General features: G+C 68.5%; 17 protein-coding genes. 6 read left to right on the forward strand and 11 right to left on the reverse strand.

All coding sequences use genetic code 11. The features are described 5' to 3' along the window. Nucleotides 1–14: 14 nt before the first annotated feature. The 3 genes from UG56_RS04715 to UG56_RS28785 form a co-directional block, all read right to left on the reverse strand. Nucleotides 15–779, reverse strand: coding sequence for an SDR family oxidoreductase (locus tag UG56_RS04715; protein ID WP_045546878.1), 765 nt, complete (start codon nucleotides 777–779; stop codon nucleotides 15–17). Beyond that, nucleotides 776–2,449: a (2,3-dihydroxybenzoyl)adenylate synthase gene (locus UG56_RS04720; RefSeq protein ID WP_045546877.1), complete on the reverse strand. Its 1,674-nt coding sequence runs from the start codon at nucleotides 2,447–2,449 to the stop codon at nucleotides 776–778. Before UG56_RS04720 ends, UG56_RS04715 begins: the two co-directional genes overlap by 4 nt. A gap of 158 nt (nucleotides 2,450–2,607) precedes the next feature. Further along, nucleotides 2,608–2,826, reverse strand: a complete 219-nt coding sequence (locus UG56_RS28785) for a hypothetical protein (RefSeq protein WP_256206434.1) — start codon at nucleotides 2,824–2,826, stop codon at nucleotides 2,608–2,610. 3 nt (nucleotides 2,827–2,829) lie between these two features. Between UG56_RS28785 and UG56_RS04725 the strand changes: the two genes are divergently transcribed. Beyond that, a complete protein-coding gene (locus UG56_RS04725; protein WP_256206435.1) occupies nucleotides 2,830–4,146 on the forward strand; it encodes an FAD-dependent monooxygenase in 1,317 nt (438 codons plus the stop codon). A gap of 65 nt (nucleotides 4,147–4,211) precedes the next feature. Here the strand turns inward: UG56_RS04725 and UG56_RS04730 are convergent, their stop codons facing one another. The 4 genes from UG56_RS04730 to UG56_RS04745 are packed head-to-tail and all read right to left on the reverse strand — an operon-like array spanning nucleotide 4,212 to nucleotide 7,174. After that, on the reverse strand, nucleotides 4,212–5,462 hold the full coding sequence (locus UG56_RS04730; RefSeq protein WP_045546875.1) for a hypothetical protein: 1,251 nt from the start codon (nucleotides 5,460–5,462) through the stop codon (nucleotides 4,212–4,214). Next, on the reverse strand, nucleotides 5,459–5,689 hold the full coding sequence (locus UG56_RS04735; RefSeq protein ID WP_256206436.1) for a hypothetical protein: 231 nt from the start codon (nucleotides 5,687–5,689) through the stop codon (nucleotides 5,459–5,461). The genes UG56_RS04730 and UG56_RS04735 overlap by 4 nt, the downstream gene beginning before the upstream one ends. 14 nt (nucleotides 5,690–5,703) lie before the next feature. Beyond that, nucleotides 5,704–6,390 carry a VOC family protein gene (locus UG56_RS04740; protein WP_045546873.1) on the reverse strand — a complete coding sequence of 229 codons (687 nt, stop codon included), beginning with the start codon at nucleotides 6,388–6,390 and terminating at the stop codon, nucleotides 5,704–5,706. A 28-nt stretch (nucleotides 6,391–6,418) separates the two neighbouring features. Further along, nucleotides 6,419–7,174, reverse strand: coding sequence for a maleate cis-trans isomerase family protein (locus tag UG56_RS04745; protein WP_045546872.1), 756 nt, complete (start codon nucleotides 7,172–7,174; stop codon nucleotides 6,419–6,421). Nucleotides 7,175–7,340: 166 nt separating this feature from the next. Here UG56_RS04745 and UG56_RS04750 point away from each other — a divergent pair, with 166 nt between their 5' ends. From UG56_RS04750 to UG56_RS04770, 5 genes are all read left to right on the forward strand, one after another. Continuing rightward, complete coding sequence (locus tag UG56_RS04750; RefSeq protein ID WP_052693094.1) at nucleotides 7,341–8,690, forward strand: MFS transporter; 1,350 nt, start codon at nucleotides 7,341–7,343, stop codon at nucleotides 8,688–8,690. Then, nucleotides 8,683–9,819, forward strand: coding sequence for an acetyl-CoA C-acyltransferase (locus UG56_RS04755; RefSeq protein WP_045546871.1), 1,137 nt, complete (start codon nucleotides 8,683–8,685; stop codon nucleotides 9,817–9,819). The genes UG56_RS04750 and UG56_RS04755 overlap by 8 nt, the downstream gene beginning before the upstream one ends. A gap of 48 nt (nucleotides 9,820–9,867) precedes the next feature. After that, nucleotides 9,868–10,602, forward strand: coding sequence for a TetR/AcrR family transcriptional regulator (locus UG56_RS04760; RefSeq protein WP_052693091.1), 735 nt, complete (start codon nucleotides 9,868–9,870; stop codon nucleotides 10,600–10,602). A gap of 158 nt (nucleotides 10,603–10,760) precedes the next feature. Then, on the forward strand, nucleotides 10,761–12,866 hold the full coding sequence (locus UG56_RS04765; RefSeq protein WP_045546917.1) for a hydantoinase/oxoprolinase family protein: 2,106 nt from the start codon (nucleotides 10,761–10,763) through the stop codon (nucleotides 12,864–12,866). Nucleotides 12,867–12,876: 10 nt separating this feature from the next. Continuing rightward, nucleotides 12,877–15,195 carry a hydantoinase B/oxoprolinase family protein gene (locus UG56_RS04770; RefSeq protein ID WP_045546869.1) on the forward strand — a complete coding sequence of 773 codons (2,319 nt, stop codon included), beginning with the start codon at nucleotides 12,877–12,879 and terminating at the stop codon, nucleotides 15,193–15,195. Between the two features lie 201 nt (nucleotides 15,196–15,396). On the opposite strand, the gene UG56_RS04775 is transcribed toward UG56_RS04770, so the two are convergent. The 4 genes from UG56_RS04775 to UG56_RS04790 all read right to left on the reverse strand — a co-directional run bounded on the left by UG56_RS04775 (nucleotide 15,397) and on the right by UG56_RS04790 (nucleotide 21,581). After that, nucleotides 15,397–16,212 (reverse strand): substrate-binding periplasmic protein, encoded by an 816-nt coding sequence (locus tag UG56_RS04775; RefSeq protein ID WP_045546868.1) that lies wholly within the window; start codon nucleotides 16,210–16,212, stop codon nucleotides 15,397–15,399. A gap of 136 nt (nucleotides 16,213–16,348) precedes the next feature. Continuing rightward, nucleotides 16,349–18,490, reverse strand: a complete 2,142-nt coding sequence (locus tag UG56_RS04780) for an alpha-galactosidase (protein ID WP_045546867.1) — start codon at nucleotides 18,488–18,490, stop codon at nucleotides 16,349–16,351. Beyond that, nucleotides 18,487–20,544: a beta-galactosidase gene (locus UG56_RS04785; RefSeq protein ID WP_045546866.1), complete on the reverse strand. Its 2,058-nt coding sequence runs from the start codon at nucleotides 20,542–20,544 to the stop codon at nucleotides 18,487–18,489. Before UG56_RS04785 ends, UG56_RS04780 begins: the two co-directional genes overlap by 4 nt. Next, nucleotides 20,541–21,581, reverse strand: a complete 1,041-nt coding sequence (locus UG56_RS04790) for a LacI family DNA-binding transcriptional regulator (RefSeq protein ID WP_045546865.1) — start codon at nucleotides 21,579–21,581, stop codon at nucleotides 20,541–20,543. The genes UG56_RS04785 and UG56_RS04790 overlap by 4 nt, the downstream gene beginning before the upstream one ends. Nucleotides 21,582–21,687 lie beyond the last annotated feature (106 nt).

The raw sequence follows: 21,687 nt of genomic DNA on the forward strand, positions 1-21,687 counted from the left end.
TTGGCGACCGCTTGCTAGTGCGGTTGGTTTCTCGAGCCGTCGGCGAACGCGCGCCAGTCCACCAGCTCGTGCATGCCCGCTCCCGCCGTCACGAGCGGCAGGACCGGCACGAAGCATCGGGGTGACTGGCCCAGCAGGAAGCGAACAGCCGCGGCAACGTCGTCGGCTGGGATCATGCGATCACGAGTGTTCTCGGGGGCCCAGCTGGTGCCCGGGGTGTCGACGAGTCCGGGTGTGAGTGCGGTGATGTGGATGCCGTCGGGGCTGAGCTCGGCATGGAGGGAGCTCGAGAGGCCAACCAGGGCTGCCTTGGTGGCGGAGTAGACGGACGCATACGGGGGAGTCTCGGTCGCCGTCATCGAGCTGACGTTGATGATCCAGCTTGCGCCGTTGCTCCTGGCGGCGTCGCTCAGCTGAGGTAGAGCCTCCTGGATGAGCCTCACAGTGCTTCGGAGGTTCAGGGCGAGCTCCACATCGAGCTCCTTCGGCGTCTTCCGCTGTATCGGACCGATGAGGCCCGCACCGGCGTTGTTGACCAGGAGGTCCAGCCGACCGTGGCGGCCTACGTGTTCGGCGATCACATCGCTGGCAACGTCGGTCGCCAGGTTCGCGGCGATGACGTGGGCCCGGTCGGTTCCGAGCTGGGCGGCCGCGCTCACCAGCTTGTCGCGGTCGCGGCCGACCAAGGTCACCGACCAGCCTTGGTCGACGAGCATCGCAGCGATCGCCAGCCCGATGCCGGCTGAGCCGCCCGTGACGAGTGCAGCCGGAGCGCTCATGCGAGCGAGCGCCGTTCGTCCTGGACCTGGGCTGCTATCTGCGCGTGCAGACGCTTCTTGTCGATCTTGCCGACTGCGGTCTTGGGCATCTCCTCGATCCACTCGAGCCGCTCGGGCCATTTGAACTTGGCCACGCCGAGACCATCGAGGTGGTTCTGGATATCGGCCATGGTGAGCGGCTCTCCGTGTCCGACGAGGTAGGCACAAGACCGTTCCCCGAGTCTCTCGTCGGGCATGGCGACGACGGCGGCGCTGATGATGTCGGGATGACGCAGCAGCAGCACCTCGACCTCTTCGGCGTTGATCTTCTCGCCGCCTCGGTTGATGACGTCCTTGAGTCGCCCTTCCACGGAGAGGAAGCGACGGTCACCGTAGGTCTGCACGGAGACCAGGTCTCCGGTCCGGTAGAGCCCGGTCGAGGTGAAGGCTCCGAGATTGTGCTCGGCCGCGTCGAAGTATCCGCGCAGCGTGTAGGGCCCAGCGCAGCAGAGCTCGCCCACGTCGCCGTCGGGGACCTCGACTTCGGACCCCGGCTCCAGCACTGCGAACGAGTCCGCCGGCGACAGGCCGGAGCCGACAGTGGTGAGGCGAGCCTCGCGGGGCGCGTCGAGCGGGGTGACCGCGAAGAAGCCCTCGCCCATCCCGAACAGCTGGCCGCTCCAGATGCCGAGGCCCTCGAGGCGCTCGAAGATCGGAAGGGGCACTTTCGCTCCTGAGAGCACCACGGTCCGCAGTGTCGATGCGAGCGCGTCGAACTCCGTTGATCGGATGGCGTTGTAGTGGCCGTGACCGAGGAGCACGTCGGTGACTCCGGACACAGCGAGCAGCGGGAGGGCCTCGGAGAGGTCGGGGGTGGCGAGGATGAGTGTGCCGCCGACGCTGTGGGGACCGTGCAACCCGCAAACGATGCCGGCGTTGTGGATCAGCGGGATCAGGTGACCGTTACGTGTGTTCTCGTCCCATCCCCAGGCGGCGGCATAGGCGCGAGCGTTGTACCAGTACTCGGCGTGCAGGCGGGGGATGACCTTGGGTACGCCGGTGGTGCCGCCCGAGAGCTGGAAGGCCGCGACCTCGTCGGGATCGATGCCCGCCTGGACGGCGTCGACGACCTGGCGGGCGGCAGGGGCGTCCAGATTCCGGCCGAGATCCTCGATCCGTGTTCCCGGTTGGTCAGGGTCGGCATCGATCGTGAGCAGGTGCCTCAGCCCGGGATGCTCGGCTTGCTGCTCCACGGCGAAGGCGACGAGGTCGAAGCCGCGGGTTCCCGCCTCGACCACGTGCGCAACGGCACCGGTGCGCTCGGCGATGGTTCCGATCTCGTGAGCGCGATGCACCGCCAGCGTGCAGACCGGGATGAGGCCGGCCTTGAGGACGCCGTACCACGCGACGACCGTCAGCATGCGGTTCGTGACCTGGAACAGAACGCGGTCGCCGGGGTCGAGGCCGAGCTCGACGAGCCCGGCGGCAACGCGGTCGGCACGCTCGTCGAGCTCGGCATAGGACAGCCGCCCCTCTGAGGTGATCACCGCATCGCGCTCGGCGTACTTCTCGGCGACGGCGCGAAACTCGGCCGCGATGGGGAGCGTCCCCCAGAGACCTTCCGTGCGGTAGGTCGATACGAGTTCCTGCGGGAACGGGACGACGCGTCCCGACCAGTCGATGCTGCCCATCCTCTGCCCCTCGGCATCTCGCCGCGACGGCCCTGTGACCGTCGTCATCAGTCTGCACCGTATGCCGGATTCGACAGGAGCGTCAACTTCTTGACGTACGTGTAGAACGAGACTACCGTGGAGACACTTGTCGTCGGCCGAAAGGCATCACCGTGGAACTACGTTCCGTCGCCGTCCTGGGCGGAGGTCCGGGCGGTCTGTACGTCGCTCGCCTCCTCAAGCTGCGCCATCCCGGATGCGCCGTGGATCTGTACGAGCAGAGCCCGCCAGACCAGACCTTCGGCTTCGGCGTCGGGCTCGCGACGCGGACCCAGCGCAACCTCGAGGCGGCCGACCCGGCGAGTCTGGCCGCGATCGTCGAGCGGTCGTTCCAGCACGAGATGGCGATGAAGGTCCGCGGGCAGCGGTCACTGGTACCCGTCGACAACCTCATCGCCATCGGGCGCTCGACCCTGCTGGACGTCCTGCGTCAGTACGCGGAGGAGGCCGGCGTCCGGTTGCACTACGGCGAGCGAGTCTCGGCGGCCGAGCTCGACGTCGAGCTGGTGATCGCGGCGGACGGGGTCAGTAGTGCGACCCGGGAAGGGGCCGCCGATGCCTTCGGGGCAACCGTCGATACTCATGAGTCGCTCTACCTGTGGTGCGGGACCGACTTCGCTCTCCCGAGCGCCGTGTTTGTGCCTGTCGAGACCGAGCACGGCACCTTCGTGGCGCACGGCTACCCCTATGCGCCGGACCGCAGCACGTTCCTCGTCGAGACTGACGAGGAGACCTGGCGCCGCGCCGGTTTCGACCTGACGACGGCTCGCACCCCGTTCGACCAGACCGATGAAGAGTCGCTGTCCTACCTCAGTGCCGCATTCCAGGACGAGCTGCAGAACCATCCCCTGATCGGCAACCGCACCCGCTGGCTTCGGTTCCGCACCGTCAGGTGCGCGCGATGGCATCAGCGCAACGTCGTGCTGCTGGGGGACGCCGCGCACACGGCGCACTACTCGATCGGCTCCGGGACGAAGCTCGCCATGGAAGACGGGATCGCTCTCGATGCCGCCCTTGCCGCGGCGCCGGACTTGCCGACGGCACTCGACCGCTACGAGACCGAGCGCCGACCATCAGTGGAACATCTCCAAGACACCGCCCGGCGCAGCATGCGCTGGTGGGACACGTTCCCCGACCGGCTCGATCTCCCTGTCGACCAGTTGCTCATCGCCTATATGACACGCGCAGGGAAGGTGAGCGTCGACCGGTTCGCGGTCCTCGCCGACGACGTCGTACGTCGCGGACTGAGCCATTACGCCGGCTGCGCGGTCACCGAGGTGCCCGACGACGCTCGGACGCCGTGGATCCTGTCCCGCCCCCTTGTTCGTGACGGCGGGGCATGGTCGTCGCGGTCGGTCTCGGTCGAGGAGCTTGGCGACCATGACGAGGTCGTTGTCGACGTGCGCGACCCGTGGGGCCCGGAAGGTGACGCGCTGGTGAAGCGGCTGGGCGCCGGTATCAACCACTTCGCTGGCCGCGTTCTCCTTCGTGCTGAGGACGACCTTGGCTCGACGCTCACGATGTTTGACCTGGGCGAACGGCTGCGCCGGGACACGGGGTCGGTTGTGGCGGCACGGGTCGATGAGCGCTGGACCGAGCACGCCGTCGCCGCGCTGGCCAGCGGCCGCATCGACCTGGTGGTTCGTGCAACGTCCTGACGTTCCTGGGACAAGCACGAGGGCCCGATCTCCTTCTCGGAGATCGGGCCCTCGTGCGGTCGTGGTCAGAATCGCTGGCGGAGCCAGTCCTCGATACGCGTCGCCGCCAGCGAGGTGCCGGTCGGTGCGCCGGAGCTGATCGGCCCACCGAAGTGGGTGCCTTGCACGGCATCGACGGTCATGTCGCTCGCCGCCAGGGCATCGCTCATCGCCGCGATGTCAGCGGGGAAGGATGCCTGGTCTCCGGTGAACTCGAGCAGGAGGGTCGGGACGGTGACCCCTGGGGCGCAGCGGAGGAAGTCGGCGTTCGTGGTGTTCGCCGACCACGTCGAGAGCCAGGCTTCGGCCGTGCTCAGTCGGCCGAAGCCGACGAGGCCGTAGTTGGTCAGGTCCGGGCGTCGCCCGAACAGGGAGCCGTACGGCCGCTCGTTCGGGTCGAGGGTGAGGTCGACGTTGCGTAGATCGGCGTCGGTCCGATGCACCATGATCAGCCTCGGCGCCAAGGCGCGTCGACGCGCGGCGGGGTCGCCACTCTCACGGAACTCCTCGTTCGCGACACGAGACTGCTCGACGTGTCGACGCGCGACCTCATCGATCCGCTGCAGCCGGTCTTCTTGCGCTTGGCGGTAGCGCTCGACGAACTCGGCGGCGTACGTCGTCGGCTCCGGGGCCGCTCGGTAACCGTTGCGAGCGTCGAACGGGTCGAGTTGGGGATCGACCGACAGGGGGTCGGCCTCGTCCACGACGGACGGGTCGATGACGCGCCGGAGCAGGGCGCCCTGCCCGGGATGCGGCGCCAGGAAGACAACGCCGTCCGGCAGCGGCATGTCGGCTCCACGCAGCGCGACCGGACGCCCCGAGGGTGCCGTGGCCAACCGCTGCGCCGGGTCGATGCCCGCCTGCTGGCAGTAAAAGGCTGCAAGGGTGCCGCCGCCGGAGTGGCCCAGAGACACGACGCCGAGACCCCGTGACCGAAGGAAGACGTGCCCTGCTGCGAAGTCGAGGATCGCCTGCTCATGGATGAGGGCGAGGTCGTTGTTGGGAGACCTCGAACCCTGGGTCCACACCGCGTAGCCCGAGCGAAGGAGGTACGGCACGAGCGAGTGGTGGGTGACATCCTGGCGCGGGTGCATGATCGTCACGACGGTCTGCGCGCCCGCGGGCATCCGCAGCACGCCCGTGACCTTGGCATCATCGGCCGTGACGAGCTCGTGGATCGAGGTCACCACGCCGTTGGGCGCGTCGATCGCATCGACGTAACGGCCGGCGCCGAGCCGGGTGGCGGTGCCCGCCCGGTCAGACCTGGTGCCGGTCATCGCCGCTCCAGCCGGAGCGCGTCCTTGTCCCACTGCGCGATGCGGCAACCGTCGAGGCCTCCGACGCAGCTGTACCAGACCGCATGACGGGCGCCCGTCGCCCGGCGATCGATGGTGACCGGGTCCTCGGATGCGATGACGAAGTACGGTCCGAGCTTGTCGACCTCGACGCCGGGCGCGTCCCTGGCCACGGCAGCGATCGGGGTGTTCTCGGGAACGTCGAGCATAAAGAGACGGTGCGTCATCGTGCTACCGGCCCTTCCGGCCCGGCGACCTGATCGGACCGGGTGTCCTCGACGAGGGCCCTCTGGTGCTCCTGCCAGGTCTCGGCTCGTTCGATGATCAACTCGGCCTTGCGTACGAGCAGCTCGTCCATGCCGGCGCCAGGGCGCTGGGCGATGTCGACGAGGGCATCGATGGTGAGGTTGGCGTCGAGGTCCTCCTGGGGGGTGACCGGGCGCAGTGCACGGGTGATCTCGACCATGTAGCCGTTGGGATCGTGGGTGTAGATCGACTCGATCGTCTCGTGCTGGATCTGCATCTCGACGGGCCACTGGCTCGCGTCGAGGCGGCGGCGGTACTCCAGCAGGTGGTCCTCGCTGTCGACATGGATCGCCAGGTGGCGCGAACGGACGAACCACTCCGGTGTCTCATCCCCGAACTGGGCGTACACGTCGCCCTTCGACACCTGCGGCGCCGGCAGGCCGAAGTAGTAGAAGAAGGCGATCCGATCGTCGTTGCCGATGTCGAAGAAGAAGTGGATGAAGTCCGGGTGGTCGTCCGGGCCCCAGCCGGCGGCGCAGATCGAGTGCACGACCGGGAAGCCGAGGGTGTCCCTGTAGAAGCGCACCGTGCCGGCCGGGTCGAAGGTGGGGAAGGCGGCGTGGTCGACGCCGCGGACCAGGTGCTGGTCGGAGAGCGGGCTCATCGGGTTCCTTTTCTTTGGGTCGGCTGGTTCAGATGGCGGGCTGCAGGCTGTCGGCCCGCAGCAGGGAGCCGGCTCCAGGGATGTCCACCGGGAGCCCGGCGGCACGCAGGATGCTGTAGGCCCCGGCCGTTGCGGCGGACAGCACCGGCACACCGAGCTCCTGTTCGGCCGCCTCGACCAGCGGGAGCGACGGCATCTGGACGCATGCGGAGATGACGAGTGCGTCTACACCGGTCAGGTCGAGGTTTCGCGCGGCCTCCATGACCCGGTCGCCCGGGATGCAACCGACGTCGCGGTTGTCCTCGACCTCGAGCGCACGCCAGTCTGCGACCTCGAAGCCCTCGGCCTCGAGGTAGGCGACGACCTTTTCGGCAAGCGGCCTCATGTAGGGGGTGACCAGTGCGATGCGTCGCGCTGACAGCGCTTGGAGTCCTTCGATCAGTGACCCCGCGCTCGAGCGGACGCGCGCCTCGGCACCACCCGTCGCGAGCTGCTCGGCCACGAGACCCTCAACTCGCTGGTGTTCGCCCGGGCCGACGGACATCAGGGCGACCAGGCAGGCATAGAGGATGACGTCAGGCGAAGCGTCACCGAGCTCGAGGATGCAACGCTCGCGCTGCGCGTTCATCGCGGCGAGTTGCTCGGGGGAGACTTTTGCCATCCGCATGCGGCTGGAGTGGAACGAGAAGCTCGCCTGCGGGTGGCGGTTGAGGATGGCCGGCATCTCCGTCTCGACGGTCACGTTGGAGCTTGGGACGACCAAGCCGATTCGTACGTGGTTCATGAGGGTCCTTTCGTCTCATCTCATGATTCAACGCGCGCGACGAAAAGTCAACGCACCCGTCAATCACTACGACGCGGAGTGCTCGCCTCCCGAATTTACGAATTTGTCGAACTATTGACGAATATGTCACACGGATCTACGGTCGGCGTCGACAAAGGAGTTCGACATGCAGACACCCACGACCACGACCGGAGCCGGGATCCATGTCCGGCGAACCCCACGAGCCGTCCTCGCACTGAGCTTCGCGGCACTGACTCTCGAGGGCTATGACCTGATCATGTACGGCACCGTGGTGCCGAGCCTCTTGAGCTACCGGGCCTGGGACCTCACCCCGGAACAAGCCGGCTTCCTAGGATCGCTCGCCGTCTTCGGCATGCTGTTGGGTGCCCTGGGGTCGGGGGCCCTGACGGACCGGATCGGGCGCCGCTGGACCATGGTCCTGAGCGTGACTGTCTTCTCAGTGGCGATGGGCCTGTGCGCCGTCGCGACGAGCCCGGGCCAGTTCGGGTTCTTTCGGTTCGTCGTGGGCCTGGGTGCCGGCGGGCTCATGCCGACCGTGGTCGCGCTCATCGTCGAGTATTCGCCGATGCACCGGCGGAGCCTCAACACGGCCATCGCCTTCGCCGGCGTAGGGATCGGCGGCGCCGTCGCCGGCCTGCTCGCCATTGCCATCGTCCCCGCTTATGGCTTCCGGGCGATGTTCGCCGTCGGCCTCGCGCCGCTGATCATCGTGCTGCCGCTCTTGCTCCGATTCCTTCCTGAGTCGGTCGAGTACCTACGTGCACGGGGGCGCGAGGAGGAGATTCGCGAGGTCATCGAGCGCCATGGCCTCGAGATCGACCACGAGAGCGTCCACGGACCGCTCGACAGCGACGTCGCAGAGGTCCCGATCGCACGAGGGACACAGCTTCGCACGATCTTCGGCAGGGATCTGCTGGTGACCACACTGCTCTTCTGGGTGGGGACATTCCTGTGCTTGCTGGTGCTGTTCGGCGCCAATGCATGGCTGCCCGCCTTGATGGTCAAGGCTGGCTACGGCCTCGGCTCGGCGCTGTCCTTCCTCCTGGTGCTCAACCTCGGCGCAGTCCTCGGAACCTTGGCTGCCTCGCCGTTAGCCGATCGACTCGGCTCGAAGCCGATCGTCGCCGCGGCGTTCTTGGGTGCGGCAGTGTCACTGTCGCTGCTTGCGCTGCGCCCGCCGACCGCTGTCGTCTATCTCCTCGTAGCCATTGCGGGCGTCGGCACCACAGGTACCCAGATCCTGATCAACACCTATGTCGGGACCTCCTACCCGACCGCCAGCCGGGCGACGGCCCTGGGTCTGTCCCTCGGTGCCGGGCGCTTGGGTGGGGTTCTCGGTCCCTCCTACGGTGGCTATCTCCTGGCCACCGGGCTACCGGTCTCCGGCCAGTTCTACGCCTACGCCATACCGGCGCTCTTCGGCTGCTTGGTCGTACTCGCCATCCCCGGCGCCAAGCGCAACCAGTCGACGACGGAGGCTGGCAACCATGCGTGAAGCTGTCGTCGTCAGTACCGCCCGGACGCCGATCGGGAAGGCGTACCGAGGCGCGTTGAGTGAGGTCTCTGCACCGGAGATGGCGGCGCACGCCATCGCTGGCGCTCTCGGCCGCACGCCGATCGAGACTGGCGAAGTGGAGGACGTCGTCTTGGGCTGCGCCATGCAGGAAGGGACGTCCAGCTACAACGTCGCACGGCAGGCCGCTCTTCGGGCGGGGCTACCCACCAGCGTTCCGGGCATGAGCCTCGATCGTCAGTGCGCGTCAGGCCTGATGGCGATCGCAACCGCAGCCAAGCAGATCGTCGTGGACGGTATGCAGGTGACGGTCGGCGGCGGGGTCGAGTCGATCTCCTTGGTCCAGAACGACCATCGCAACACCTATCGCGCGCAGGACTCCTGGCTCGTCGAACGAGGGCACGACATCTATGTCGGCATGCTGGAGACGGCCGAGACCGTCGCGGAACGCTATGGCGTCACGCGGGACGTCCAGGACCAGTACGCACTGGAATCCCAGCGGCGTACTGCCCTGGCGCAGGCGAACGGTCTGTTCGCCGACGAGATCGTGCCGTTCCATCTCGAAGCTGACGAGGGCAACCGTCCGTCGACGACGATCGAAGGCCTTCGCGGGCTGACGCCGGTGCTCCCGCACCGGCCCAATCATCTGGCGACGATCACCGCTGGGAATGCCTCGCAACTGTCGGACGGGGCCGCCGCCGTCGTCCTCATGGAGGCCCGCGAGGCCGCCCGCCGCGGGATCGACCCTCTAGGGATCTACCGCGGAATGGCGGTGGCAGGGTGCGAGCCCGACGAGATGGGGATTGGCCCGATCTTCGCAATCCCGCGACTGTTGCGCCAACACGGCCTGAGCATCGATGACATCGACCTGTGGGAGCTCAACGAGGCCTTCGCCTCCCAGGCGGTCTACTGTCGAGACCGGCTGGGCATCGACCCCGACAGTTACAACGTCAACGGCGGAGCAATCGCCATCGGGCACCCGTACGGGATGAGCGGCGCGCGGATGGTCGGCCATGCCCTCCTTGAAGGGCGCCGCCGCGGAGCGCGGTACGTCGTCGTGAGCATGTGCATCGGCGGCGGCATGGGGGCTGCCGGGCTCTTCGAGCTGTGAGACCGCCATAGTGCTTGACATGAGCGTCAAATCGATAACATCAACGTCATGAGCGCCAGCAAACCCCTCCCGAAGACCAAGGCCGCCAAGGACGCCGAACCGGCCCGCTCCGGCGTACGTCGCAGCCTGGTCGAGCAGGAGATCTATGACCACGCCACCCGCCTGTTCGCGGAGCGTGGGTTCGCGGGGACGAGCTTCCAGGACATCGCCGACGCTGTCGGACTGACCCGGCCGGCTCTTTACCACTACGTGAGCAGCAAAGACGAGCTCCTCGCCAAGCTGGTCGCCGAGATCACCCAGGACTCCGCTACCGGCATCCAGGCGATCGCTGCTCGCGATGACATCGATGCCACTCGCAAGGTGCATGAGATCGTCGCTATGAGCGTGCGGCGCCAGGCTGAGAGCGCGGCGCGGTTCCAGCTCCTGATCCGCTCCGAGGCCGACCTGCCCGACGGCATCGCCGCCACGCACACGTCCGGTCGCCGCGCCGTGCTCAAGGCCATGGCCGGAGTCATCGAGGACGGAGTCGCTCAGGGCGCGTTCCGGCCGGTCGACCCGCGCGTGGCCGCGCTCGGCCTCCTGGGTATGAACAACTGGGTCGCCTGGTGGTATCAGCCTGACGAGCGCAACGATCTCGACCATATCTGCGAGCAGTTGGCCGATATGGCCGTGGCATCACTGCGCAACCCCGATGGCGATGCCGCGAGTCGCGCCGAGCCGCGCGACGTCCTGCGACTGATCCGCCGCGATCTCGATCACCTGGAGGATCTGCTCGACGGCTGAGCAGCGCCGACTCGTTCCTTCCTCGGGCCTCCGCGTGATCGCGGGGGCCCGATGTGTATCTGGCAGATCATCCTATTTACGCATACGTCAACCTATTGACGTTACTGTCGAATCGATCTAGCGTCTGTGACTACGGACACAACGAAACGAGGATGCTCATGGCTTACGTCATCGGTGTCGACGTCGGCGGAACCTTCACGGACGCCGTGCTCGACGACGACGCAGGGAACATCGTCGCGGCGAAGGCGCCGTCGACACCGCCGGACTACTCCCAAGGCGTGATGGACGTGCTGGCAGTGCTGGCCGAGCAGCTCGGCCTGCCGGTAGAGCAGATGCTGGCCGACACCCATCACATCGCTCACGGCACGACTTCGTCGCTGAACGCCCTGGTCATGGGCAACGTGCCGCCCGTCGGCTTCCTGACCACGGTCGGGCATCGCGACTCGATCTTCATCATGAACGTCGAGGGCCGCTACCTCGGTGGATCACCCGACCAGCTCCAGAACGTCCTGGGGCAGAGCAAGGACCACGGTCTGCTGCCCAAACGGCACGCGCTGGAGGTTGTCGAGCGCATTGACCGCGACGGCACAGTCGTCGTTCCCCTGGACGAGGAGTCGGTGCGTACCGCGGTTCGTAGGCTCCTCGACGCCGACGTCAAGGCGATCGCGGTCTCGCTGCTGTGGTCTTTCAAGAATCCGGCCCACGAGCAGCGGATCCGTGAGATCGTCCACGAGATCGACCCCGGCATGTTCGTCTCCCTCTCCTCTGAGGTGAGCCCGCGGATCCGGGAGTTCGCCCGCAGCTCCACCACGGTGATGAGCGCCCAGATCGGTCCCGGCCTGCGCGACTACCTCGGGTCTCTCGAGGGCCGGCTGCGCGAGCACGGCCTTGCCGGCCCGCTCCTTGTCATGCAGAGCAACGGTGGCGCCATCGCCGCCGCCGAAGCGCCCGCCACGGCCATCAGCACGGTGGGCTCTGTCCTCACCGGCGGTGTGGTCGGCGCCGTCTCGCTCGGCGAGCAGCTGGGACACCGCAACATCATCTCCACCGACGTCGGGGGCACGACATTCCTCGTCGGTCTGGTCGTTGACGGTGAGCCGGTGCGGACCAGTAGCACGATCATCAACCACCACCCGATCAACGTGCCGACCCTCGAGGTCCACGCCATCGGCTCGGGCGGAGGTGCCATCGCTTGGCTCGACAAGGGCGGGAACCTACAAGTTGGCCCGCGCAGCGCACAGTCGGTGCCTGGTCCCGCGTGCTACGACGCGGGCGGCACCGAGCCGACCAATACCGACGCCAACCTTGTGCTCGGGATCCTCCCGGAGGCGGGCTTGCTCGGCGGACGCAAGGCGCTCAACCTCGAGGCGGCGCGCGAAGCCATCCGGTTGAAGATCGCCGAGCCCCTCGGCCTCAGCGTCGAGGACGCCGCTGCCGCGATCTACGCGATCCAGAACGCCCAGACCGGTGACCTGCTTCGCAAGACCGTGGTCGAGACCGGCCACGATCCCCGCGACTTCGTCCTCTACGCCTTCGGTGGGGCCGGCCCCGCCTACTGCGGTTTCTACGCCGCCGAGGTCGGTGTCAAGGAGTGCATCGTGCCGCTCGGACCGGTCGCCTCCGCCTTCTCCGCCTACGGCCTCGCGTCCTCCGACATCGTGCTCGCCTCCGAGCTCTCGGATCCTGGCCAGATGCCGCTCGACCCGGCCCGCGCGATGGAGAACTTCGCCTCGCTGGAGGAGCAGGTGCGATCTGCCCTGGAGCGGCAGGGGCTCGACTTCGAGCGGATCGAGCTCGTCCGCTCGCTCGACCTGCGCTACACCGCGCAGCTCGCAGAGGTTGCCGTCGAGGTCCCGGCGGGCACGCTCGACACGGCGGCGATGACCCAAGTGACGGGCGACTTCGAGCAGCGCTACGCCGAGCTCTTCGGCGAGGGCACCGGCTTCAGCGCCGCCGGCGTCCAGGCGATCACCTTCCGCGTCCGCGGCACGGGCGTGCTGCCGTTCTCACCTGCCCTGCCGAAGGTGGATTCGGCTGCCGACCCCGATCCGTCCGTGGCGCTCCACGCGACCCGCAAGGTCTGCCTCGATCCCCGTCTGGGTTACGCCGACACCCCGGTCTACGACTACCGCAAGCTGCGGGCCGGCCATCGAATCACTGGTCCGGCGATCATCGAGGTCCCCACGACCACCGTCGTGGTACCGCCGGAGATGACCGGCACCGTCGACCACCTCGGCAACCTGACCATCACCACCAGGAATTAGAGGAACTGACATGACGATGCAGATACCCGGCTCGGAGCACTTCTCCAGCCGTCCTACGAACCTCGACGAGATCACGTCCGGACTGCCCGAGACCCTCGAGGTCCACACGGTCACGCAGGAGCAGATCGACGACCTCGACCCGCTGACCTACGAGGTCGTACGCCACCGGCTCTGGTCGGTCACCGAGGAGATGGGCGAGGCGCTCAAGCGCATGTCGGGCTCCCCGATCGTCACCGACGCCAACGACTTCGACTTCGCCATCTGCGACGAGCTCGGACAAGAGGTGCAGGTCGGCCTCTACAACACGATGCTCGCCGGAGCCGTCGACCTCGCGATCTACTGGACCCTGCGCAACCGGTCCCACAATCCCGGCATCCGCGAGGGCGACATGTTCCTCTGCAACGACCCGTGGGTCGGCGGCGGGCTGCACCAGAACGACGTGATCGTCTTCCAGCCGGTCTTCCATGAGGGCAAGCTCTTCGCCTGGACCAGCGCGATCTGCCACGAACCGGACCTCGGCGGTGTGGGACTTGGCTCGTTCAGTCCGGCCGCCCAGGACGTCTTCTCCGAGGCGCTCCCGACCCCGCCGATCAAGGTGGTCAAGGACTTCGATCTCCAGGACGACGTTGTCGACGTGTGGATCCGCCGCTCGCGGGTGCCGATGCTGGTCAACCTCGACCTGCGCGCCAAGGTCGGCTCCAACACAGTCGGCCGCAAGCGGCTCGAAGAGGTCATCTCCCAGTACGGCGCCGACACCGTCAAAGCCGTGATGAAGCGGATGATGGCCGACGCCGAGGGCCGGCTACGCGGCAAGCTCGGCGAACTGCCCGACGGAACCTGGCAGGCGACCGGCTACCAGGACCAGTCCCACGAGGGCGACCGCGGCGTCCACAAGATCACCGTGGCGATGACGAAGCAAGACGACCACCTGACCTTCGACTTCACCGGGACCGACCCGCAGGCCGGCATGATCAACTGCACCTACGCCGGCATGCGCGGCGGCGTGATGCTCGCCCTGCTGCCGATCCTGGCCAACGACATCCCGTGGTCGGCCGGCGGCCTGATGCGCTGCTTCGACCTCGTGTCTGAAGAGGGCACGATCAACAACGCGACCTATCCCGCGGCCGTCAGCCGCGGCCCGATCGGCCCCGCGTGGTTGACCGGCACCTTGGTCGCCCAGTGTCTGTCGCAGATGCTCGACCGGTCCGCCGATCTGGGCAAGAGTGTCCAAGCCGCCTGCTGTGGGACGTGGGACACGGCGGTCGTGGCCGGGCTCGACGAGCGCAGTGACGTCCCAACGCCGTTCCTCAACGTGATGATGGAGCCGATGGCCGGTGGCTTCGGCGCTCGACCCGAGATGGACGGCATGGACACGGGTGGCCTGTTCTGCATTCCGATGGGCCGTATCCCCGATGTCGAGATGACCGAGTTCCTCTATCCTCTGCTCACCCTGTGGCGTCGCGAGGAGCCCGACTCCGGTGGCCCGGGACGCCAGCGCGGCGGTGTGAGCGCCTCGCTGGCGGTCACTCTGCACGGGTCGTCTCAGCCGGCCGGGCTGGTGCTGGCCTCGGCCGGCAAGGCCGTCTCGCAGAACAACGGCCTCGCGGGCGGCTATCCGGGCAACACCGGGCTGGACGCCGTCGCCCGCCGGGTCGACATCGGACAGATTCTCGCCGAGGGCCGCATCCCCCAGTCCTTGGATGACTTCGGCGGCGATGTCGAGATCGGGAACTGCTATGCGCAGTCCTACCTCGCGCCGGGCGAGGTCCTCTACATGAACTGGCAGGGCGGTGGCGGATACGGCGACCCGCTTCTGCGCGACCCGCATGCAGTTCGCCACGACGTCGTCGAGGACAAGGTCAGCGCCATCGCCGCCGCCGCCGTCTACGGCGTCGTCCTCACCGAGGGTGAGGTCGACCATGCAGCAACCGGGCGCCGTCGGGCGGAGATGCGCGACGAGCGACGGAAGCGGTCGCGGACCGAGACCCGGGACCGTGGCAAGCTCGACACGGCTCGTGCACGTCGTATCGATGACAACCTCGTCATCGACGGCGACACGGTCGGCTGCGCCCACTGCGGTCATGGTCTCGCCGATGTCACCCGGGACGTTTCGCTCGGACTCGCGATCTACGACGGCCCGTCCACCGACGCCGGCCCCCAGGTCACCTCCGATCCCGCGCACTACGTCGACGAGGTGATCGTCTTCCGCCAGCGCTGCTGTCCAGGCTGCTGGACCGCGATCACTTCGTCGATCGTCCCGGCTGACCACATCGACTCGACCGAAGACGTCTCGCGCATCGGAGTCGCCGGTCTAGTCGCCACTCAGTAGATTTCGCTGCCCCGCAGCCCCGGCCGGGGCTGCGGGGCAGTTCGTCGGGTGGCGACACCGCGTTTTCCCGGACAGCCCGCCATGGGCAGCCGGGGGTCACGCAGGTGCTGCAGGTGGTCGCGGAGAACGTACGTCAGCGTCTGGTGCTGTTATCCCCGCGGCGACCGGGTCCGCAGGGATGGTAGTTCGCGGGCCAGAGGGTCAGGCGCCCTTGTCGCCGAACACGTCGGAGAGCGGGTCGGCCTCGAAGTACGCGGTCTTGACCTTCAGCCACTCGCCGCTGAGGACCATGTCCTTCAGGACGCCGTCGATCTGCTCCTTGCGCGGGTCGCCGGAGCGGATCACGAACCCGATCGGGGCGTCGTCGACGGGGTAGACGATCGGCTCCTCCAGGACGATGGGGGCGCTCTTGATGATCGACTGGGCGTACGGGGCTCCGTGGAACAACGCGTCCGCCTCGCCGCGCTCGATGAGCTGGACGGCAGCGCTCACGGTGGGGGCCTTGACGACCTTGACGTCGTGGTACTTGTCCCGCAGGTAGGACTCCTGGATGGCGCCGTCGACGACCGCGATCCTCTTCCCGTCGACGTCGCGGCGTGTCCGGATGGTCGATCCCTCGGGGGTGAGGAAGGCGACGTACGTCGAGAAGTACGGCGCGCTGAAGTCGAAGTCCCGCTCGAGGTCCGAGGTCTGCGTGACCTGGGCCCCGATCATGTCGATCTTGCCCGCTCGCAGGGCCGGGAAGAGCTCGTTGAAGTCCATCGGCACGAACTCGGGCTCGACGCCCATGCCTTCGGCGACGCCGCGTGCCATCTCGTAGTCGAAGCCCAAGGTCTCGCCGCCGCTCTGGAAGTAGACGGGTTCGGTGCTCTCGACACCGATCCGGAGGGTGCTGCTGCCGACCGCGGCGCTCGCCTTGTCGGTGGCGGAGGGCGCGGGGTGCGAGAAGTGTGCGCTGAAGACGATGACGCCCAGGAGGGCAGCTGCGCCGGCGACGACCAACTTGATCTTGTTCATGTGGGGGATCCTGTTGCTGGGGACGTAGGCACCGTCATCCAGACAACTGGACCCGTACGTCACGTGGCGCGTGCCTCGGCCAACACGACGCGAACGCACGGTGAATCCCGGGGTGCCGCAGCGGCCGGCCCTGGGTTCACGCCACCTCCGCGACCAGGTGCACGATGACCAGGTCGTCGGCCTCCAGCAGGGGAGCGATGATGCCGACCTCGTCGAGCAGCCGACCGCTCATCACCGTGCCGCCGTCGTACCAGGCGGGTCGCGGGCGGTCCTTGGGCGACACTGAAAGAGGCACCGGCGTCACCCGGTACGCGGTCTCCGGGGTCAGGCCGGGGAACCGGATGCGGCCGGCCGGCTGGCCCAGCGTGTGGTCGAGCGCCGACACCCGGAACAGCGCCTCGCGCCCGTCGGGGGCGACCGCGCCGTCGAGCTGGAGGCCGCCGGGCACGGTGTCCGCCCGTACGACGCGGCCGGAGTGGAGCAGCCCGCGGAACCGCTTGTGCAGCGCGATCCAGGCCCGGAGCTCCTCGCGCTCGTCCTCCGGCATGGTGGTGAGGTCCCGCTCGATGCCGAGATGTCCCCAGATGGCGGTGCCGGCCCGGAAGCGCAGGGTGTGCCGGCGTCCGGTGGTGTGGTCGGCGCTCGCTCCCACATGGGTGCCCATCAGCTCGGGCGGGAGGGTCAGCCCGGTCCACCGGACCAGCCGGTGCCCCTCGTGCGCGTCGATGCAGTCGGAGACCCAGGCCCGGTCGGTCCGCTCGAGGACTCCCAGGTCGAGGCGTCCGCCACCGCCGCAGCAGGACTCGATCTCGAGCCCGGGATGTTCGGCACGGAGTGCGTCCATCAGGCGATAGGCAGCGAGCGTCTGAAGGTGGACCGCGGGCCGGTGGTCCCGGCCGCGGCCCGCGCCGGTCAGCGCCCGGTTGTGGTCCCACTTGATGTAGGCGATGTCGTAGCGGTCCACCAGCGCCGAGATCTGGCCGAACACGTGGTCCCAGGCGTCGGGGTTGGAGAGGTCGAGGACGTGCTGGTTGCGCGAGCTGATGCCGGGACCGGCGTGGGTGCCGAGGATCCACTCGGGATGCTCCCGGGCCACGTCGGAGTCGAGGCTGACCATCTCGGGCTCGAACCACAGCCCGAACTCCATGCCCAGGCCCTGCACGGTCTTCACCAGCGGGGTGAGACCGTCGGGGAACACGTCCTCGTCCACGACCCAGTCACCCAGGGAGCTGGTGGCGTCGCGCCGCCCCTTGAACCAGCCGTCGTCGAGGACGTACCGCTCGACGCCGAGCTCGGCGGCACGCTCGGCGAGCTCGATGAGCTTGTCGGTGTCCATGTCGAAGTAGACCGCCTCCCAGGTGTTGAGGAGCACGGGTCGCTCGCGCCGAGGGTGCACGTCGCGCGCCCTCAGGTGTTCGTGGAAGCGGCCGGAGAAGGCGTCGAGCCCTTCGCCCCAGGAGGCGTAGAGCCAGGGCGAGGCGTACGTCTCGTCGTGGCCCAGGACGATCTCGCCGGGCATGAGCAGCTCGCCTCCGCGCAGCAGCTTCCAGCCGGTGAAGGAGCTCTCGGCGCAGAGCACCTGGTTGCCGCTCCAGCCGAGGTGGACACCCCAGACCCGACCGGTACGGAAGCCGAACCCGGGCCGGCCGGCGCACAGCACGGTGGCCGAGTCGTGGCCGGGCCGACCGCCCCAGGCCTCGCGGACGTGCTGTCCCTGGGTGAACGCGTGGCGCTGCGGGGTGCGTTCGTGGGCGTGCCGCCCCGCCATGTCGAGAAGCTCGTCGGCCTCGCCCGGCACCGGCAGAGCCGGCTCGAGCAGCGTCACCTCGTACGGCGTCTCCGCCAGGTTCCGCACGCTGGCACGCATGCGCAGCAGACCGTTGCCGAACAGCTCGATCTCGGTGGTCACCTCGACCTCGGCCGGCCCGTCCAGCGCGACGCTGGTGAGCCGGGTGCGGTCGGTCGACTCGGTGACCGTGTGGTCCACCGAGTCGAAGGTGAGCGCCCAGGCCTGGCCGTCGCGGCTGCCCAGCAGACCCGGACGACCCACCCAGCCACTGGTCTGCTGCGGCAGCACGGATGCCCACGAGTGCTGGTAGATCGGCCCGTCGAGGCTCGGCATCTCCAGCGAGCGGAGGAGGTCGGGTACGTGCTCGACCGCGGTCTCGCCGAGGTCCGGTCCCCAGTGCAGGATGCACGGGAGCTCGGTGGGGTCGAGCCGGACGACCAGGCTGGTGTCGCCACGGCGGAGATGCACCCCGCGGGTCGTGCTGGTCATCGGGCGGCGCGGGTGAACACGGCCACCCCGGAGCCCGCGAGCTCGGCGTCGCCGAGATCGGCACCCGAGGAGAACACCGGCTCGCCGAGGTCGCCCGGCTCGCCGAGACCGACCACGTCGTCGGTCCGGTTGACCAGGAACCAGTACTCCCTCTCGCCGTCCGTACGGATGGCGAGCTCTACCCGGCCGCGAAGCCCCTCGGGCAGCTCGCTGTCCACCCCGGCGGCCTCCAGCATTCGGGCCAGCAGCGGCTCGAGACCGTCCGCACCCAACCGCGTGGAGACGTACGTCGCCGACCCGTCGCCGATCGCCCGCCGGGTCACGGCCGGACGGCCCGCCTGCAGACCGGTCTTGTACGTCGCGAGGATCTCCGTGCCGGGAGCAGCGGTGATCCGGTCCGTCCACAGCGTCCCGACGCTGCCGTCGTCGAGAACGACCTCGTCGCCGTCCAGCAGCGGCCCGAACTCCTCGATGCGGATGCCGAGCAGGTCGCGCAGCGCACCCGGGTAGCCACCGGCGTACACATGGTTGTTCTCGTCCACGACCCCGGAGAAGTACGTCGTGATCAGATGGCCCCCGCGGTCGACGACCTCCCGCAGCAGGTCGGCGGTCGCGGCCGGCAGCACGTGCAGCACCGGCGTCACCACCACGTCGTAGCCGTCGAGCGAGGCACCGGCAGGCAGGACGTCGGCCCGGACCCCGAGCGCGAGGAACGCGGCGTACCAGTCGAGCGCCTCCGCCCGATGGCTCACCGAGGAGCTCGGGTTGGCCTCCAGGTCGAGGGTCCACGACGACTCGATGTCGAAGAGGATCGCCGCCCGGGCCTGCCGGCGCCGCGACCCGACGACGGGGGCGAGCCGCTCGAGGTGACCGCCCAGCCGGACCACCGTCCGATAGACGTCGCTGTCCTCGCCGGCGTGAGGCACCATCGCCGAGTGGTACTTCTCCGCGCCGGCCAGGGACTGCCGCCACTGGAAGAAGCAGACGGCGTCCGCACCGTGCGCCACGTGAGTCAGCGAGTCCCGCACCAGCGCGCCCTCGGCCTTGGGCGGGTTGATCGCGCGCCAGTTGACCGCGCTGGTCGAGTGCTCCATCAGGAACCACGGGTCACCGCCGGCGATGCCGCCGGTCAGGTTGGCCGAGAACGACAGCTCGTCGCGGGCGCGGTCGTCGACGAGCACGTAGTGGTCGTTGGAGACGAAGTCGACCTCGTCCGCCCAGCCGGCGTAGTCGATGCCGTTGAAGTGGGACATCACCATGAAGTTCGTGGTCACCGGTACGTCAGGAGTCAGCCGGTCGAGGATCTCCCGCTCCGCGCGCAGGTAGTCCTTGAGGGCGTCGGAGGAGAACCTCTTGAAGTCGAGCTGGTGCGTCGGGTTGGGGATGGTGGGCGTCAGCCGCGGCGGCAGCACCTGGTCCCACTCGCTGTAGCGCTGCGACCAGAACGCGGTGCCCCAGGCGTGGTTGAGACCGTCGAGGTCGGCGTACCTCTGCGAGAGCCAGGTGCGGAACGCCGCCGCGGCGTCCTCGGAGTAGTCGTAGAGGTTGTGGCACCCGAGCTCGTTGGAGACATGCCAGGCGGCGAGCGCCGGGTGCTGTGCGTACCGGCTGGCGATCGCCTCGACGACCGCCAGGGCGTGCTGCCGGAACACCGGTGACGTCGGCCGCCAGTGCTGCCGGGCGCCCGGCCACATGGTCTCGCCGGTGCGCGTGACCGGAAGGATCTCGGGGTGCGCGGCACTCAACCAGGGCGGCGGGGAGGCGGTCGCGGTGGCCAGGTCGACGGCGATCCCGTGGGCGTGCAGGAGGTCCATCACCTCGTCGAGCCAGGCGAAGTCCCAGGTCTCCGCGGTCGGCTGCAGGCGGGCCCAGGAGAAGATCCCGAGAGAGACGATGTTGACCCCCGCCTGGCGCATCAGGCGTACGTCCTCGTCCCACACCTCGCGGGGCCACTGGTCGGGGTTGTAGTCGGCCCCGAAGCCGAGCGGCCCGCGAGCGTTCTCGGTCGTGAGCGGCTCGGGCCATCGCACCCACCGGTGCGGCCGCCGGCTCATGCGTTCGTCCCGCGAGGCGCGGCGGTGCTGGCCCGGACAACCAGCCGGGGCGGCACCAGGACCTCCTGGTGCTCGTGGTCGCCGGACTGGATCTCCCGGATCAGGGCGTCGACCGCACCCCGGCCGACCTCGTCGAACGACTGGTGGACGGTGGTCAGCGGCGGCCAGAAGTACGCCGCCTCCTCCATGTCGTCGAAGCCGACGACGCTGACGTCGTCGGGCACCCGGCGACCGCGCTCGTGCAGGGCTCGCAGGAGTCCCAGGGCCATCTGGTCGTTCGCGGTGAACACCGCGGTCACCTCCTCGTTGTCGGCCAGCCGGAGGCCGGCCTCGTAGCCGCTTGCGGTCGACCAGTCGCCCGCCAGCACCGGCGGCACCGTTCGACCGTGGGCCTCGAGCGTTCCCTGCCACGACGTCCGGCGGCGCCGCGCGGAGTAGGACAGCTCGGGGCCGGCGACGTGCCAGACGGTCTCGTGCCCGAGGTCGAGCAGGTGCTCTGTGGCCAACCGCGCGCCGTGAGCCTGGTCGTTGTCGACGATCGGATAGTCGTACTGCGCGCTGGAGTCGACCACGACCACCGGGAGCCCCTCCGGCACGGCGACGCCGTCGAGCCGGTGCGTCTCGACCAGGATGATGATGCCGTCCACCGCCTGCTCGCCGAGCTGGTCGAAGGCCGCTCGCACGGCGTCCTGGGTGGCGTCGAGCACGGGCAGCAGGTTGATGGCGTAGCCGGTCTCGGTGGCGGCGGCCGCGATCGCGTCGAGGGTGTGGGTGGTGCCGACGCTGGAGAGCTCGAACGCGATCACGCCGATGCTCTGGAACCGACCGCTGCGCAGGGCCCGGGCCGCCCGGTTGGGCCGGTAGCCGACCTCGCGCATCGCGGTCAGCACCCGCTCCCGGGTGGCTGGGTCGACATAGCGGGCGCCGTTCGCGACCCGAGAGACCGTCTGTCCCGAAACTCCAGCGATGCGGGCGACGTCGGCCTGGGAGGCCCCGCGCCGTGTCACTGGTCCGCCGGCCGTGGTGTCTTTCGCCATGCGCCGAATAATCCTTCCGCCAACCTGTTGACGTCAACATGTGTCGTACGTCACTGTACCTGTTGACGTTAACAGGCCGCCACCGAATGGCGGTGAAAGGAGGCGG

This window comes from Nocardioides luteus (genome assembly GCF_000960475.2).
GTDB classification, from domain to species: domain Bacteria; phylum Actinomycetota; class Actinomycetes; order Propionibacteriales; family Nocardioidaceae; genus Nocardioides; species Nocardioides luteus_A.

Excerpts from the sequence above, each read along its gene's own strand:
- UG56_RS04715 (WP_045546878.1), bottom strand. The coding sequence starts at position 779 with ATGAGCGCTCCGGCTGCACTCGTCACGGGCGGCTCAGCCGGCATCGGG.
- UG56_RS04720 (WP_045546877.1), bottom strand. The coding sequence starts at position 2,449 with ATGGGCAGCATCGACTGGTCGGGACGCGTCGTCCCGTTCCCGCAGGAA.
- UG56_RS04725 (WP_256206435.1), top strand. The coding sequence starts at position 2,830 with ATGGCGATGAAGGTCCGCGGGCAGCGGTCACTGGTACCCGTCGACAAC.
- UG56_RS04730 (WP_045546875.1), bottom strand. The coding sequence starts at position 5,462 with ATGACCGGCACCAGGTCTGACCGGGCGGGCACCGCCACCCGGCTCGGC.
- UG56_RS04735 (WP_256206436.1), bottom strand. The coding sequence starts at position 5,689 with ATGCTCGACGTTCCCGAGAACACCCCGATCGCTGCCGTGGCCAGGGAC.
- UG56_RS04740 (WP_045546873.1), bottom strand. The coding sequence starts at position 6,390 with ATGAGCCCGCTCTCCGACCAGCACCTGGTCCGCGGCGTCGACCACGCC.
- UG56_RS04745 (WP_045546872.1), bottom strand. The coding sequence starts at position 7,174 with ATGAACCACGTACGAATCGGCTTGGTCGTCCCAAGCTCCAACGTGACC.
- UG56_RS04750 (WP_052693094.1), top strand. The coding sequence starts at position 7,341 with ATGCAGACACCCACGACCACGACCGGAGCCGGGATCCATGTCCGGCGA.
- UG56_RS04755 (WP_045546871.1), top strand. The coding sequence starts at position 8,683 with ATGCGTGAAGCTGTCGTCGTCAGTACCGCCCGGACGCCGATCGGGAAG.
- UG56_RS04760 (WP_052693091.1), top strand. The coding sequence starts at position 9,868 with ATGAGCGCCAGCAAACCCCTCCCGAAGACCAAGGCCGCCAAGGACGCC.
- UG56_RS04765 (WP_045546917.1), top strand. The coding sequence starts at position 10,761 with ATGGCTTACGTCATCGGTGTCGACGTCGGCGGAACCTTCACGGACGCC.
- UG56_RS04770 (WP_045546869.1), top strand. The coding sequence starts at position 12,877 with ATGACGATGCAGATACCCGGCTCGGAGCACTTCTCCAGCCGTCCTACG.
- UG56_RS04775 (WP_045546868.1), bottom strand. The coding sequence starts at position 16,212 with ATGAACAAGATCAAGTTGGTCGTCGCCGGCGCAGCTGCCCTCCTGGGC.
- UG56_RS04780 (WP_045546867.1), bottom strand. The coding sequence starts at position 18,490 with ATGACCAGCACGACCCGCGGGGTGCATCTCCGCCGTGGCGACACCAGC.
- UG56_RS04785 (WP_045546866.1), bottom strand. The coding sequence starts at position 20,544 with ATGAGCCGGCGGCCGCACCGGTGGGTGCGATGGCCCGAGCCGCTCACG.
- UG56_RS04790 (WP_045546865.1), bottom strand. The coding sequence starts at position 21,581 with ATGGCGAAAGACACCACGGCCGGCGGACCAGTGACACGGCGCGGGGCC.